Genomic DNA, 14,370 nt, shown 5'->3' with positions numbered 1-14,370 from the left:
GGCCTTGACATTCGCTGGTGGCCCGGGGCTGGACGGTTGGCGTGCTTCTGGTGCCCCTGGCCGTGGGCTGGTGCTGGTGGCGCTGGCCCAGGCCCACACCTACTGACCCGGTTCATCTAGCTCCCCAATCCGTCGTGTTGGCGGGGCGCATCCAGAGGCCACCCCGCCGTGTGGCTTCAGGGGCCTGCAGCGCGGCGATGCAGCTCGAGGGTGCCCATCAAGCGCGCAGCCAGCTGTGGTTTCGCCGCTGCCCCAAACAGCTGGATCCCGGTTGGCGCCTACAGGTTGAAGGCACAGTGCGCCTCCCCAGGCCGCCTGTGCATCCTCTGCTAGGTGATCATGCGGCGCAGCTGGCCAGGCAGGGCATCTTCAGCACGCTGACTGTGCAGCGCTATGAGCTGCTGGAGCGCGAAACGCAGCCGTTATGGCAGTGGCGGCAGCACCTGGCCGCGCGGTTGCAGGCCTCTGCCGGCCCTCGCCATGGAGCGCTGTTGGCGGCCTTAGTGATGGGCCGGGCCATGGCGCCTCTGCCTGAGGCGATCACTAGCTCGTTTCGCGCAGCTGGCCTCAGCCATGCCCTGGCGGCTAGTGGATTTCATCTCTCGGTGCTGCTGGGAGTGGTGTTGGCCATCACACGCCGCGCACCGCGGTCGATACGCGTGCTCTCCGGAGCTGGTGCATTGGGCCTGTTTGTGCTGTTGGCAGGGCCGCTGCCATCGGTGCTCCGGGCGGTGTTGATGGGGGCCATGGCGCTGCTGATCCGTGAATCCGGGGAACGGGCGCGGCCTTTGGGGCTGCTGCTGGTGAGCTTGCTAGCGTTGTTGTTGTGGCAGCCCGCTTGGCTGCTTGATCTGGGCTTTCAGTTCAGTGCGGCGGCTACCGCTGGCCTAGTGCTCACCGCGCCTCGGCTGCAGCAGCGCCTGCCGGCTGCCCTGGCGGTTCCGATTGCCGCATGCCTGTGGACCTTGCCGCTGCAGCTGCTGCATTTCGGTGTGCTGCCGCTCTATGCCGTGCCGGCCAATCTTCTGGCGGCGCCATTGCTCACCCTGCTCACCACCGGTGCCATGGCAGCGGCTCTGGCGGCTCAACTCATTCCCTCGCTATTGCCGCTGATCACTGCTCTGTTGCACTGGCCGGCTGAGCTGCTGCTGCTTGTGGTGCAGGGCGCGGCGGCTCTGCCGCTGGCCCAGCTGGCCTTGGGGCAACCGCCGGTGGTGTTGGTGCTGCTGTTGAGCCTGGGGCTCCTGCCTTGGCTTTTGGGATGTAGTGGCCCTTGGCGCCGCTGGGGCGCCTTGCTGGTGCTGATCAGTTGCCTTGGGCAAGGGCAGCGTTTGGTGGCTGATGAGCTGCTGGAGCTGCCAGCAGGCCAAGGAAATTTGGTGCTATTGCGCCATGGCGGCCGCGGCGCTCTGGTGAGCCGCCAAGCTGCTCCAAGCAGTTGCCGCCGCGCCCAGCGCTTGCGCCAGGCCTTGGGGTTGCCGCGTTTGGATTGGGTGGTGCTCTTGGATCCAGTTCCAGCTGTTGATTCCAGCTGTTGGCAGCGGTTGAGCCCGCAGGTGCATCTGCTGCCGCGCGGGGAGCTCAGCAGCCCTGGTTTGGTGTTTCGCAGTGCGCCCAATCGCCCTGGAGAGGCACAGCTGCAAGTGGGGCGCCGCTTCTACTGCCTCGGTAACAAGGGCGTGGGCGCCAACATGGGCGCCCTTGCGGCCTGCGGCCGATGCCACACCACGAAGGCCGGCCCACCAAAACCTGCGCCCAGTGCGGCCGCCCTTTCCAGTGGCGCAAAAAGTGGAAGGCCGTGTGGGAGGAGGTGCGCTACTGCTCCGAGCGCTGCCGGCGCGAGAGCAAACGCCGCAGCCCCTAGGCCCTAACCTGCGCCTACAGGGTTCTGCCCTGTTTGGAGAGGTGGCTGAGTGGTCGAAAGCGAACGACTCGAAATCGTTTGAAGGGCAACCTTCCGTGGGTTCGAATCCCACCCTCTCCGTTGTATTGGCGCTCTAGCTGTGGAACAGCAGCACCAGGCCCTGGCGCACCTGGTGAAATTCCCGTTCTTCACGGCTGAGGTCGAGTCCCACCGTCTTGCCTTCTTCCAAGGCCTGCTCAAACGGCGGGCTGGTGGGCACCACCGTTCCGGTCCAGAGGGCCGCGATCCCTACAGGGGTGGCATGCCAGGAGAAGCGGTCGGTGTTGCCAAACAACGACTCCGGAAGCGATTCCTCCAGCAGCGAACGTAGTGCCATCGTCCCCACAACGTGGCATCAGCCTGCTGGCCTGCTCTGGAGGCGGCAAGCAAGCTTCAGAACTTGTATCTAACCCGGATAGGCTCCGGCCATGGCCCTGTTCCCCTTCCCCACTGCCTTGGTGCATGAGTGGTTCAGCCCGCGCTCAGTGGGTGGGGCTGAGTTGGTGGTGCAGCAACTTGATCAGCTGTTGGATCCGCAGCTGTTTTCCTTGGTGGATGGCGAGAGCTCGCGCCCGCAGAGCTGGCTATCGGGCCGCAGGATTCAAACCTCGTTCATCCAGCAGTTGCCCTGGGGGCGCAGCCATGTGCAGCAATATCTGCCGCTGTTGCCCCTGGCGATTGAGCAGCTGGATCTCTCGGGCTACCCGCTGGTTTTGAGCAGTAGCCATTTGGTGGCCAAGGGCGTGCTCACTTCCCCTGAGCAGTTGCACGTGAGTTATGTGCACACCCCCGTGCGGTACGCCTGGGATCAGATGCATGCCTATCTGCGCCGCTCGCGTTTGGCTCAAAGTCCGCTGGGGCCTTGGATCCGCTTGCAGCTGCATCAGTTGCGCCAGTGGGATGTGCTCAGCGCCAGCCGGCCGGATCGTTTGATTGCTAATTCGCGTTTTACGGCCCAACGCATTGCCCGTTACTGGGGCCGGAGCGCCACGGTGTTGCCGCCCCCGGTGGATGTGGAGCGCTTTGATTGGCAGCAACCTCGGGATGACTTTTATCTCTCGGTCTGCCGCTTGGTTCCCTACAAGCGCGTGGATCTGGTGGTGCAGGCCTGTCGGGAGCTGGATCTGCCCTTGGTGGTGGTGGGTGATGGGCCGGAACGCTCGCGGCTGGAGGCCATGGCTGGCACCTCAACACGGTTTCTGGGCCGATCCTCAGCGCAGGAGGTGGAGCAGCTGTTGGCCCGCTGCCGCGCCTACGTCTATGCCGGTTTGGAGGATTTCGGGATCGCTCCGGTGGAGGCCATGGCCTCTGGGGCCCCAGTGGTGGGCTTGGGCCGCGGCGGCTTGCTGGATTCGGTGCGTTGCCTTAGCCAAGAGCCTGCTCAGGCCACCGGGCTGCTGTTTGCTGAGCAGCAGCTCAGCGCTGTGAAAGCTGCGCTCGAGGCTTTTGAGAGCGATGGGCTGTGGCGGCAGCTGCCGGCTGAACGGCTGCGTCTGCATGCCGAAGGCTTTTCTGAGGAATCCTTCCGGCAACGTTTAAGCTCGCTGCTCATTGATTGGGTCAACCAACACGGGATCGGTTCCCACTCCGCTGTGCCTGTGGGGTAGGTGATCCAGATTTGTTGGATTGTCATATGACAGTCCGTACCGTGCCCTTAGGTCTCCTTACGCGATGCTTTCAAGACCCTCCAGCCTTTTGAATACGGGCGATCGCCTTGGGCTGGGTGGTTTTGTGCAGCGTCGTATCCGTCCGCTGGCCACGCTCAAGCGCAGCGGCGACATCGCATTTTCGCTGGCCATGTTGAGCCTGGGTTCCCCAGTGCTCATCACCGTTGCCCTGCTGGTGAAACTCACCTCGCCAGGCCCTGTCTTTTTTGTACAAAAGCGCATTGGCCGCCGTTTTCAGCGCTTTGGCTGCATCAAGTTCCGCACCATGGAGCTCGATGCGGATCGCCGTTTGCAGGAGCTGCTGGATTCCTGCCCCCAGCTGCGGGCGGAGTTTGAAAAAGACCACAAGCTGCGCCGTGATCCCCGCATCACACCGATTGGTCAGTTTTTGCGGCTCACCAGTCTCGATGAGTTGCCCCAGTTCTGGAACATCCTCCGTGGTGAGATGAGTGTGGTGGGCCCGCGTCCCATCGTTGAACAGGAAATTCCCCGTTACGGCCCGGCCATGGAGCAGGTGCTGAGCGTGCGCCCTGGCCTTACGGGCCTGTGGCAAGTATCTGGACGCAACAACGTCAGCTATCAGCGCCGCGTGCTGCTGGACCTCACCTACGTAAACCGCCGCAGCCTTGGGCTTGATTTGCGCATCCTTTGGCGCACGGTGTCGGTGGTGCTGTTTCCGGTCAACAAGGGCGCTTACTAAGCCAGCAGAGCCACCACGCAGCTGACGGCGAGCCACAACAGGGCGCAGCGTTGGCTGGCCTTGAGGATGGCTTCAATTCCATGCTGATCAGCGGCCCGTCCGCCTGGATTTAGTAGCGGTTTGGCCCGCTCAATCCCTCCGTAGTGGTTCAGCCCGCCGAGCTGTAGGCCGAGGGCATGGGCATAGGCGGCTTGAGAGACCCCAGCATTGGGGGAGGGATCACTGGCGCCATCGCGTAGAACCGGTCCCAATGGCCCCAAACTGACGGCCAGCAGCCGGCAGGGCAGCCAGGTGAGTGCATCATCCAAGCGTGCACCGGCGGTGCCGAGCCATTGCAGCCGCCCGCGGCGGTAGCCCAGCATCGAATCCAATGTGCTGCTGGCTTTAAACGCCCAAGCCAGGGCCAAGGGGCCAGGCAGCGCTGGATTGAGGCTCCACAGCCCAGCGCCAATCAGCATCCAAAACAGCGGTGCAAAGAGCCCATCCACGGCATTTTCGGAGGCTGTTTCCGCCAGGGCCCGCAGCAGCTCGGGGGCCGCTAAGCCCTCCACATCGCGCCCCACAATCCAGCCCAACTTGCGGCGGGCCTGCTCCAGATCAGGCGGTGCGCTGTTCAGGGGCGTCAGCACGTCTTCCACCGCCAGCCGCAGGCTGCGTCCGGCCAAGGCGCTGGCCAAAGCAATCACCAATAGGGGCAAGGCCCATGGAGATCGCAGGCTGAGTTGCTCGAGGGCCCAGCCGGCGGCCGCACTACCGCCGACCAGAACAGCTGTGATCAGCCCGCCCCCAAGCCGCAGCGCCCAGGGGCGATCGCCGCCAATGGCTTCCGCCCAGAGGCGCAATTGCGTGATCACCGCGCCCATCACCTGCACGGGATGCAGGCACCAGCGCGGATCGCCGATGAGTCGGTCAAGGCCGCAGGCTGCGGCCACCAGCCACCAACTGCTCAGGCTGCTTTGAGCCAGCTGAACATGGCGCGCAGGCCCTTGCCCACTTCTTCGATCTTGTGGGCGCTGTCGCGTTCGCGGATCTTGTTCATTTCCGGCTTGCCGGCTTCGCATTCAGCGACGAAGTTCTTGGCGAAGGTGCCGTCTTGGATGTCACCCAGGATGCGCTTCATTTCGGCCTTGGTGTCGGCCGTGATCAGGCGAGGCCCACTCACGTAGTCGCCGTATTCCGCTGTGTTGGAGATCGAATCGCGCATGGCTGAGAGACCGCCTTTGACCATCAGGTCAACGATCAGCTTCACCTCATGCAGGCACTCGAAGTAGGCCAGCTCAGGTTGATAACCGGCTTCCACCAGGGTTTCAAAGCCTGCTTTGACCAGCTCAGAGAGACCGCCGCAGAGCACGGCCTGCTCACCAAAGAGGTCGGTTTCGGTCTCTTCTTTGAAGTTGGTCTCGAGGATGCCGGCGCGGGTGCCGCCAATGCCTTTGGCGTAGGCCATGGCCAGGCCGCGGGCGTTGCCGCTGGCGTCTTGCTCAATGGCAAACAGGGCCGGCACGCCCTGGGCGTTTTGGTATTCCCAGCGCACGGTGTGGCCAGGGCCCTTGGGGGCGATCATCACCACATCCACATCGGCTGGAGGCTTGATCAGGCCGAAGCGGATGTTGAAACCGTGGGCAAAGCTCAGCACCTTGCCGGCGCTCAGATGCGGGGCGATTTCCTTGTCGTAAACCTCTTTCTGGAACTCATCGGGTAGCAGCACCATGATCCAGTCGGCCTTGGCGGCTGCATCGGCAACGCTCAGGACTTCCAGTCCATCAGCCTTGGCTTTGTCAGCCGAGCGGCTGCCCTCATAAAGGCCCACCACCACATCAACGCCGCTGTCTTTGAGGTTCAGCGCGTGGGCATGGCCTTGGGAGCCATAACCAATGATCGCCACGGTCTTACCGCTGAGCAGGCCCAGGTCAGCGTCGGTGTCGTAATACAGCGTGGCCATCCGGTCTTCAGGCAGGGCAAACCGAGAGCCTACCCAAACGTCTGCTTAGGCCTCGCTGGGATGGCTGATGACGCGATCGATCAGGCCATAGGCCTTGGCATCCTCAGCGCTGAGGAAATAGTCGCGGTCGGTGTCCTTGGTGATCTTCTCGATGGTCTGTCCGCTCATGTCGGCCAGCTGCTTGTTGAGCTGATCTTTCATGCGCAGGATTTCGCGCGCTTCGATTTCGATGTCACTCGCCTGGCGCTGGGCGGTGCCGCCCAGGGGCTGGTGAATCATGATCCGGCTGTGGGGCAGAGCGACCCGCTTGCCCTTGGTGCCGGCGGCCAGCAGGAAGGCTCCCATCGAGGCGGCTAGACCCACACAGATGGTCACCACATCCGACTTGATGTACTGGATCGTGTCGTAGATCGCCAGGCCAGCTGTCACCGATCCACCGGGTGAATTGATGTACAGGTAGATCGGCTTGCTGCTGTCTTCTGAATCGAGATACAGCATCTGGGCCACCAGGGCATTGGCGACACCGTCGTTGACTTCGCCGCCGAGGAACAGGATGCGCTCAACGCCAAGGCGCGTGTAGATATCAACCCAGCGCTCGTATTGGCTGCCGGGAAGGCGGTAGGGAACCGAAGGAGTGCCGATAGGCATGGCTGATGCGCGGGTGAGGTGAACAGATGAATGGGGACGATCAGACGGCGACCGGCAGCTCCTTACGGCTGCTCAGCACCCGGTCAATCAGGCCGTAGTCCATGGCTTGATCCGGGGTGAGGTAGGTCATCCGATCGGAATCAGCGGTCAGCTGCTCGACGGTGCGGCCGGTGTTCTCCGAGAGCATCGACAGCATGGTGCGCTTGTTGTGCAGCACCTCTTGAGCGCGGATCTGGATATCGGTGGCTTGACCGCGGGCGCCGCTGCGTGGCTGGTGCAGCACGATCGAGGCATTCGGGAGTGAGGCCCGTTGGCCCTTGGCGCCGGCCGAAAGGATCATCGCGGCGGTGCCCATGGCCTGGCCGATGCAGATGGTGTGCACCGGTGGCTTCACGTATCGGATCGTGTCGCAGATGGCGAAGGCTTCGGTTTCAAAGCCGATGGCATCGCCTGAATACCAGCTGGTACCCGTGGAGTTGATGTAGAAGAAGATTGGCTTCTCGGGGTTGTCAAACTCCAGGTAGAGCAGCTGGGCAATGATCAGCTCGGTGACATCCACGCCCATCTGGCGTTTGGCGTCGTCATCGGAGAACAGGGGCAGCCCCAGGTAAACGATCCGCTCCTTCAGCAGCAGCGAGGGCAGGTCCGGCGGTGGGGTGCGGAAGCTGGCTCCACCTGAGTCGCCGTAGGGCGCCGACACCGATCGGATATCCATGGCGAGGAGATTGGTCGGCTGAGCCTAGCGAGCATCTGCCGTTCGGGCGAAAACCATTCGGCCGGCCGGTGTCTGCAAGGCGCCGGTCACCGTCACCTCACGCCGCTCGCCAATGCTGCCCCTGCCTGATTCCACCACCACCATCGTTCCGTCTTCCAGGTAACCCACGCCCTGGTCGGCTTCTTTGCCCTCGCGCACGATTTTGAGCTGGAGCAGGTCGCCCGGTTGCACCTCCGGCCGAAGGCTGATCACCAGCTCGCTGAGGTTGAGCGCCCGTAGGTTTTGCACCTGCGCCACTTTGGCCAAGTTGTAGTCGGTGGTGAGCAGCAGCCCGCCGGTGTCGTTGCAGAGCTTGAGCAGCTTGTCGTCAACGCCATCGCCTTCGTAGCGGGTGCTGTTGACGATCAGCCGGCGCCCGTAGCTGTCGCGCAGCGCAGCCAGCAACTTGAGGCCGCGGCGGCCCTTGCTGCGTTTGTCGCTATTGCCCGAATCAGCCAGCTGCTGCAGCTCATCGATCACGCACTGGGCCACGATCACCTGCCCTTCGAGGATTTCGCTGTCCAGCAGACCCCTGAGGCGGCCATCAATGATCAAGCTGGTGTCGATGATCTTGGGGCTAGCGGGCTGGAGCACCCCATCAGCCACGAGCAAGGCTTCGGTGCTGCTGGGGTTGAACAGCCGCAGCAGTGTGCGGCCATGCACTTCGGCGAGGTTGTAACCGCTGACGCCAAAAAAGACATTGCTGAGCACCGCCGCTAGCGGCTTCACAAAGCCCACTTCCCAGGGCAACGGCAGCAGCAGGATTGGTGCCAGCAGCAGATTGGCCACTAGCAGACCCAAGATCAGCCCCACTGCCCGGCTGATCAGCAAATCGGTGGGCATGGTGCGCACCTGGCGCATCAGCTGGGCCCGCAGCCGCTGGAACAGGAAGCCCGCAATCAGGCCAAAGAAGGCGCCAAAGCCCCCCATCACCCACTGCAAGCCCTCAAGGTTGGTGACCTGGATCAACATGCGCGGCGGCAGCAGATCCACACCGAGGAAGCCAGCGGCGGCCCCGGAGATCACAAACAGCAGCAGGAGCAGAGCTTCCACAATCAGACTGGAGGGACGCGGCGAGCGCGATCTGCGCGAATTTGCCAGGGAGATTGCCATGAGTGTGCCGCTTCCCGCGGGTCGGCGCCCGCCCCGGAGCCTGTATCTCCATATCCCCTTTTGCCATCGGCGCTGTTTTTACTGCGATTTCCCGGTGGTTCCCCTGGGTGATCAGGCCGATGGCAGCCGCTCCCAGTCGATCGCTGATTACCTCCAGTGGCTGCTGCGCGACCTGGCTGCGGCGCCCGCTGGCCCTCCCCTCTCGACCGTTTACATCGGTGGCGGCACCCCATCGATGCTGTCGGCTGATCAGTTGGCGCAGCTGTTGGCGGCGGTTCGCCGCCACTGGGGCTTGGCGCCTGGCGCTGAGCTCACCTTGGAAATGGATCCGGCCAGCTTTGATCGCCAGCGCCTTGAGGCGGTGCTGGCGCTGGGCATCAATCGCGTAAGCCTCGGCGGGCAGAGCTTTGATGATGGTGTGCTGGAACGGTTGGGGCGCCGTCACCGCGCCAGCCAGCTGCGGGAAGCCTGCAGCTGGTTGCGGCAGGCCCAGCAGCAGGCGCTGCTGCAGAGCTGGAGCCTGGATTTGATCGTCAACCTGCCGCAGCAGAGCCTTGAGGCCTGGGATTGGGAGCTCAGCCAGGCCTTGGCTCAGGCTCCTCCCCATGTATCGATCTACGACCTGATCGTGGAGCCCGGCACGGTGTTTGCCTGGCGCCAAGGCCGCGGAGAGCTGCCGCTGCCCGACGACGATCAGGCCGCCGATCGCTTGCAACACACCCACCAGCGGCTGCAGGCGGCGGGGTATGGCCATTACGAGATCAGCAGTTGGGCCCTGCCAGGGCAGGTCAGCCGCCATAACCGCGTTTATTGGAGTGGGGCGAACTGGTGGGCTTTGGGGCTCGGGGCCACCGCTGGTCTGGGTGGACAGCGCTTGGCGCGTCCGCGCACGCGCGATGCCTACAGCGCCTGGGTGAAAGCGCAAGCTGGCCGCCAAGGCGATGGCCCAGAGGCCTGCTGGCCGCCTGTTGAGGATCTTTTGCTGGTGGGTCTGCGCCGCCGTGAGGGGGTGGATCTGGCCTGGCTCCAGCAAGCAGGGCTATGGGACTTCGATCGCGCGTGGCTCGAGCGCGCGTTGGCTGGGTGGCTTGAGCGCGGTGTGGTGGAGCTCAGCGCCCAGCGTTTGCGCTTGCTGGCCCCTGAGGGATTCAGCCTCAGCAATGCGGTGCTGAGTGATTTGCTGGCGGCACTGGAGCGCTCTGAACCCCCTGCACCCACTGGCGTAAGGCTTGGCTGAACAGCTCGCGGCCATCCAGCAATGCCGGTGAAAACGGTGGCTGCTGCGGGGTGAGCCCAAGCAGATCAGCGCTGACGCGCACTTGCCCGTCGCAGCCCTCACCGGCACCAATGCCGATCACCGGCAGGCTGAGTTCAGCGCTGAGCCGCGTGGCCAGCTCGGCCGGCACGTGCTCGAGCACCAGGGCAAAGCAACCGGTTTGCTCCAGTTCCATGGCCCGTTGCCACAGGCGCTCTTGCGCCACCGGGTCGGTGGCTTGGCGCCGGTAGCCCAGTTGGTGCACCGATTGCGGCGTGAGCCCCAGATGCCCCATCACGGGGATGCCGCTGCGCACGAGGCGGTCGATCACGGCGATGGTTTCGGGCTCGCCGCCCTCCAACTTCACCCCGGCGCAGCCGGTTTCCTTGAGAAAGCGGCCGGCGGCAGCCACGGCTTGATCTGGGCCGCACTGGTAGCTCAAAAATGGCAGATCGCTGACGATCGGGGTGTGCCGCAGGCCTCGCTCCACCGCAGCGGTGTGCTGCACCATCGCCTCAAGCGTCACCGGCAAGGTGGTGGCATGGCCAAGGGCCACCATCGCTAGCGAATCGCCCACCAGCACGAGATCCACCCCAGCTGCTTCAGCCCAGCTGGCGCTGAGGGCATCCCAGGCGGTCAGCACGGCAATCGGTTGCCGCTGTTGCTTGCGTTGCCGCAGCTGCTCGCCGAGTTGGCGGGGCGTGAGGCTCAAGACATCTCCAGGGGTGAGCCATTGCTAACATCAGGGCGACTCGGACCCATGCGGCTCCGACGCCTAAACCTGGTCAGATCCGGAAGGCAGCAGCCACACGGGATGCTCGAGGCAGGCGTGGACTCCGGGTCACCCCTTCACAATCTGAGCTCAGGACTCAGTCCTGATCGCGGTTCTGGCGGTTCTGCAGGAAGGCCGGAATGCGGACGCCGCTTTCGTTGATCTCCAGGTTGGTCTGGGCTGCGGTGTCGCTGAGCTCGGTGCGCAGCGTGCGTTGGGGCACGTATTGGTTGCCGCCTTCAAAGCCAGTGGCGATCACCGTGACGTGAATTTCGCCCTCCAGCGCCTCATCCACAACGGCGCCCACGATGATGTTGGCTTCAGGATCCACCACGTCGTAGATCACTTCTGAGGCGGTGGTCATGTCCTCAAGGGTCATGTCGCGGCCACCGCTGATGTTGATCACACAGCCCTTGGCGCCATCGATACGGGCCGACTCCAGCAGCGGGCTGCTCATGGCGGCCATGGCGGCTTCTGTGGCCCGTGAGCGGCCTGAGCCCACGCCGATGCCCAGCAGGGCGGTGCCGGCGGAGGCCATCACCGAGCGCACGTCGGCAAAGTCAACGTTCACCAGGCCGGGTTTGGTGATGATGTCGCTGATGCCTTTGACGCCACTGCGCAGCACTTCATCGGCGGTGCGGAAGGCTTCTTGAAGTGGAGCCCCAGAGATGGCATCCCGCAGCCGGTCATTGGGGATCACGATCAAGGTGTCCACATGCTCGGCCAAGCGGGCAATACCCTCCTCGGCTTGGCGCATGCGCTTGCGGCCTTCAAAGGTGAAGGGCTTGGTGACGATGCCAACGGTGAGGGCGCCGGATTCTTTGGCGACTTCCGCCACAATTGGAGCGGCGCCGGTGCCGGTGCCGCCGCCCATGCCGGCAGTGATGAACACCAAATCGGTGCCTTCTAAGGACTGCTGCAGATCAACACGGGATTCTTCAGCGGCCTTCTGGCCGATCGATGGGTTGCCGCCGGCCCCGAGGCCGCGGGTGAGCTTCATGCCCAGCTGCACGCGCTGGTTGGCTGCTGAATTCAGCAGGGCTTGGGCATCGGTGTTGAGTACCCAAAAGCCAACGCCATGGAGCTCGGAGGCGATCATCCGATTGATGGCATTGCTGCCGCCACCACCAACACCGATGACTTGAATGCGGGCGTTCTGGCTGGGCACGATTCCTGCGGCGGCGACGCTGAATTTGGTGTCTGGACTGCCAGAACTTGCGTTGGCTTCACGTTCCATGGCAGTGCCCACACCATTCATTGGCTGCAGCATTATCGAGGAATGACCGAATGGTCAGAAGTTGATGCGACAGGTTCGCCCCGAATCGTGCAATTCGCAATGTTTGGCTGTGTCAGTTTTCTGACGACTTCGGCGCTACCAGCACCAGTTCGGGTCGTTCGGGATCGCTGAGATCCAAGGCTTGGGTTGGCTCTTGGGCCAAAGGTTGCTGCTCTGCCAGATGCGAGAGCACCTCAAGTTGTCTGGGCAGCCGTTGATCCAAGCTGCCAAAACGCACCGGCCCTAGGGCTCTGCTCTGCATCCATAGCTCGCCATTGCGCCTGAATTCCATCTGGCTGATAGCCGCCGCAGGCGGCAGCTCCCGCAGCAGCAGGGCAACGGTGCCGGCATGCCTTGGCTGCCAGCCCAGTACACGCAGGGCCGGCACCGCTTCGCCGCGGGCTTGTTCCTGTTGCGACAGGCTGATCCACGCCCCGGTGCGATCGACATAGCCCGTTTCCCGGCCTTGAGGCGTGTGCCGCTGGGCGCGGGCCACGGCTTGCCTCAGGCGTAGATCGATCAGCAGTTGGGGCGGCCACAGTTGGCGCTGCAAGCGGATGTCCTCCACGGGCAGGTTGGTCCCCAGGCGCTGCTGCAGGTTGGCGCCATCGAGGCTCAACAGGGTCACCGGAAAGCGCAGTCCAGCAGCGCTGATCACCTGCTCGCGGTTGAAGGGGGAGCGGCTGCTCAGTTGCACCTGCTCGGGTGTGCGCAGCAGCCAGCCATGGCGCAGCAGCAGCCACCCGAGTCCTGCGCTGGCGCCCAGCAGCAGCAGCAGGCTCCATAGCTGCATGGCGAAGTGAACTCTCTTGCGCCGGCGCAAGTCCCGGCGGCGCTGCAGCTCAGCACTGGGCGGCCGTTGGGGCCGCGCTGGGCTGCGCACCATCACAGCTCGCAGCGGGAGCGGCTCATCAGCTGCTCAATCCAGTCGCGGGCGCGATCAGCATCGGCAAAGGCCAAATCCCGCTGATCGCCGCTGCCAATCAGGCGCAACCGGCAGGGGCCATGGCTTTCATCGGTGAGGGGGGCATCGCCGGAGCTCAGGGCCAGCAGCTCGACGAGCTCGAGCTTGCAAACCTCAAAGCGGCCCTCCTGCTTGAGTTTTCCGGCTTCAAAGCTGCTCCATTCGAGCCAGCCATCTTTGAGGCGAGCGGCGCCACTGCCATCGAGTTTCGACAGTTCCGATTCGCTGGCCCACTCCAGGAACAGCCGTTGGCGGCGCCGTTCCAACCAGCCCAGGGCCGTCAACACCACAAAGGCCACCAGCAGCGGCAGCCACATCAGTCCGTGGCTCATTGGGCTAGCTCCAGCAGTTGATGCACAAGCTCCTCCAGCGGAACACCACTCGCCTTCCAGAGCATGGGATACATGCTTTGGCTAGTGAAGCCAGGCAACGTATTGATTTCATTGATCAGCAGGCTGCCGCTGGCTTCCTCATAGAAGAAGTCAACACGGCTGAGGCCGCTAGCCCCCACCGCCTGTACCGCTTCAACAGCCAATTGCTGGGCCCGGCTGCTGATGGTTTCGGGGAGATCGGCGGGAATCTGCGTGCTGCTCAGCCCTGAGGAGTACTTGGTTTCGTAGTCGTACCAATCGGCGTCAAAGCTCACCTCTCCCAGTACTGAGGCTTTGAGATCTTGGCCCCCCAGCACGGCGCATTCGAGCTCGCGCACCTGCAGCCCCTTCTCCACCAGCAAGCGGCTGTCGTGGCTGGCGGCAAGATCCAATCCCGCTTTCAGCTCCGGGCGGTTGGTGGCTTTGCTGATCCCCACCGAGGAGCCCAGGTTGGCGGGCTTGATGAAGCAGGGGTAGCCCAGTTGCGTTTCCAGCTCCTCGAGCAGGGCACTGTTGTCATTGAGCTGGCTGGCTAGCACTGGCTGGTAGGGCCCTTGGGGCAGGCCAGCAGCTGAGAACGCTGCTTTCATCGCCAGCTTGTCCATGCCCACGGCTGAGCCCAGCACTCCGGAGCCCACAAAAGGCTTTTGCATCAGGCTGAACAGCCCCTGAATGGTGCCGTCTTCTCCATTGGGGCCGTGCAGCACCGGGTACCAGATCTCCACCTCCAGGCAGCCATCGGGAAAACCGCTGAAGCCCGGCCGGCTGCCGTCATCAGCGAGGGCCTGGCCGCTGCTGAGCACCTGGCGGGCGATTGCCTCACCCCACCAGCGGCCCTGGCGATCGATATAGACAGGCTGAACGCGGTAGCGCTCCTGGTTGGCTCCGCTTGCTAGTCCTTCAGCCACGGTGGCAGCCGAGCGAATCGAAACGTCGTGCTCGCCGGAGGCGCCGCCAAAAATGAGCCCGACAACCTTGGATTGCTGGCTGCTCAAGGCTCAAGCG

The 14,370-nt window shown here is 63.7% G+C and carries 15 protein-coding genes, 1 tRNA gene, 1 other RNA gene and 1 pseudogene; 7 read left to right on the top strand and 11 right to left on the bottom strand.

Translation table 11 applies throughout. From position 1 onward, the window contains the following. Positions 1–17: 17 nt before the first annotated feature. The 3 genes and pseudogenes from SIB46_RS05320 to SIB46_RS05310 form a co-directional block, all read left to right on the top strand. A pseudogene (locus tag SIB46_RS05320) lies at positions 18–1,247 on the top strand (ComEC/Rec2 family competence protein); the annotation flags it as partial. Between the two features lie 470 nt (positions 1,248–1,717). After that, on the top strand, positions 1,718–1,864 hold the full coding sequence (locus tag SIB46_RS05315; RefSeq protein ID WP_413297717.1) for a DUF2256 domain-containing protein: 147 nt from the start codon (positions 1,718–1,720) through the stop codon (positions 1,862–1,864). A gap of 35 nt (positions 1,865–1,899) precedes the next feature. After that, positions 1,900–1,984, top strand: a tRNA-Ser gene (locus SIB46_RS05310). A 13-nt stretch (positions 1,985–1,997) separates the two neighbouring features. Here SIB46_RS05310 and SIB46_RS05305 read toward each other — a convergent pair. Beyond that, on the bottom strand, positions 1,998–2,240 hold the full coding sequence (locus SIB46_RS05305) for a hypothetical protein (RefSeq protein ID WP_413297482.1): 243 nt from the start codon (positions 2,238–2,240) through the stop codon (positions 1,998–2,000). Positions 2,241–2,331: 91 nt separating this feature from the next. Here SIB46_RS05305 and SIB46_RS05300 point away from each other — a divergent pair, with 91 nt between their 5' ends. Both SIB46_RS05300 and SIB46_RS05295 read left to right on the top strand, forming a co-directional pair. Further along, positions 2,332–3,510, top strand: coding sequence for a glycosyltransferase (locus SIB46_RS05300; protein ID WP_413297481.1), 1,179 nt, complete (start codon positions 2,332–2,334; stop codon positions 3,508–3,510). Positions 3,511–3,574: 64 nt separating this feature from the next. Further along, positions 3,575–4,270: a sugar transferase gene (locus tag SIB46_RS05295; RefSeq protein ID WP_413297480.1), complete on the top strand. Its 696-nt coding sequence runs from the start codon at positions 3,575–3,577 to the stop codon at positions 4,268–4,270. On the opposite strand, the gene cbiB is transcribed toward SIB46_RS05295, so the two are convergent. The 5 genes from cbiB to SIB46_RS05270 are packed head-to-tail and all read right to left on the bottom strand — an operon-like array spanning position 4,267 to position 8,670. Then, positions 4,267–5,202: an adenosylcobinamide-phosphate synthase CbiB gene (gene cbiB / locus SIB46_RS05290; RefSeq protein ID WP_413297479.1), complete on the bottom strand. Its 936-nt coding sequence runs from the start codon at positions 5,200–5,202 to the stop codon at positions 4,267–4,269. The two genes, SIB46_RS05295 and cbiB, sit on opposite strands and share 4 nt — an antisense overlap. Before the next feature lie 14 nt (positions 5,203–5,216). After that, positions 5,217–6,212 (bottom strand): ketol-acid reductoisomerase, encoded by a 996-nt coding sequence (ilvC, locus tag SIB46_RS05285; protein ID WP_413297478.1) that lies wholly within the window; start codon positions 6,210–6,212, stop codon positions 5,217–5,219. A gap of 45 nt (positions 6,213–6,257) precedes the next feature. Then, positions 6,258–6,860, bottom strand: a complete 603-nt coding sequence (locus SIB46_RS05280; RefSeq protein ID WP_413297476.1) for an ATP-dependent Clp protease proteolytic subunit — start codon at positions 6,858–6,860, stop codon at positions 6,258–6,260. A gap of 40 nt (positions 6,861–6,900) precedes the next feature. After that, positions 6,901–7,575 carry an ATP-dependent Clp protease proteolytic subunit gene (locus SIB46_RS05275; protein ID WP_186549805.1) on the bottom strand — a complete coding sequence of 225 codons (675 nt, stop codon included), beginning with the start codon at positions 7,573–7,575 and terminating at the stop codon, positions 6,901–6,903. Positions 7,576–7,599: 24 nt separating this feature from the next. Beyond that, positions 7,600–8,670, bottom strand: a complete 1,071-nt coding sequence (locus SIB46_RS05270; protein ID WP_413297716.1) for a PIN/TRAM domain-containing protein — start codon at positions 8,668–8,670, stop codon at positions 7,600–7,602. A gap of 55 nt (positions 8,671–8,725) precedes the next feature. On the opposite strand from SIB46_RS05270, the gene hemW reads away from it, so the two are divergent. After that, positions 8,726–9,964, top strand: a complete 1,239-nt coding sequence (gene hemW, locus SIB46_RS05265) for a radical SAM family heme chaperone HemW (RefSeq protein ID WP_413297475.1) — start codon at positions 8,726–8,728, stop codon at positions 9,962–9,964. Here hemW and panB read toward each other — a convergent pair. Next, positions 9,882–10,694, bottom strand: coding sequence for a 3-methyl-2-oxobutanoate hydroxymethyltransferase (gene panB, locus SIB46_RS05260; RefSeq protein ID WP_413297474.1), 813 nt, complete (start codon positions 10,692–10,694; stop codon positions 9,882–9,884). The genes hemW and panB overlap by 83 nt on opposite strands. 37 nt (positions 10,695–10,731) lie before the next feature. On the opposite strand from panB, the gene ffs reads away from it, so the two are divergent. Next, an RNA gene (gene ffs / locus SIB46_RS05255) (signal recognition particle sRNA small type) lies at positions 10,732–10,828 on the top strand. Positions 10,829–10,851: 23 nt separating this feature from the next. On the opposite strand, the gene ftsZ is transcribed toward ffs, so the two are convergent. The 4 genes from ftsZ to SIB46_RS05235 form a co-directional block, all read right to left on the bottom strand. Further along, the gene (ftsZ, locus tag SIB46_RS05250; RefSeq protein ID WP_413297473.1) at positions 10,852–11,991 is read right to left on the bottom strand and encodes a cell division protein FtsZ; all 1,140 of its coding nucleotides are present in this window, start codon (positions 11,989–11,991) and stop codon (positions 10,852–10,854) included. A gap of 112 nt (positions 11,992–12,103) precedes the next feature. Further along, the gene (locus SIB46_RS05245; RefSeq protein ID WP_413297472.1) at positions 12,104–12,916 is read right to left on the bottom strand and encodes a cell division protein FtsQ/DivIB; all 813 of its coding nucleotides are present in this window, start codon (positions 12,914–12,916) and stop codon (positions 12,104–12,106) included. Then, positions 12,916–13,326, bottom strand: a complete 411-nt coding sequence (locus SIB46_RS05240) for a hypothetical protein (protein ID WP_011935020.1) — start codon at positions 13,324–13,326, stop codon at positions 12,916–12,918. Before SIB46_RS05240 ends, SIB46_RS05245 begins: the two co-directional genes overlap by 1 nt. Further along, positions 13,323–14,360, bottom strand: a complete 1,038-nt coding sequence (locus SIB46_RS05235) for a D-alanine--D-alanine ligase family protein (RefSeq protein ID WP_413297471.1) — start codon at positions 14,358–14,360, stop codon at positions 13,323–13,325. Before SIB46_RS05235 ends, SIB46_RS05240 begins: the two co-directional genes overlap by 4 nt. Positions 14,361–14,370 lie beyond the last annotated feature (10 nt).

Source organism: Synechococcus sp. MIT S9452, assembly GCF_047304245.1.
GTDB lineage: Bacteria > Cyanobacteriota > Cyanobacteriia > PCC-6307 > Cyanobiaceae > RCC307.
The sequence above is the reverse complement of the archived record's forward strand: the minus strand, read 5'-3'. Positions and strand labels throughout refer to the sequence as shown.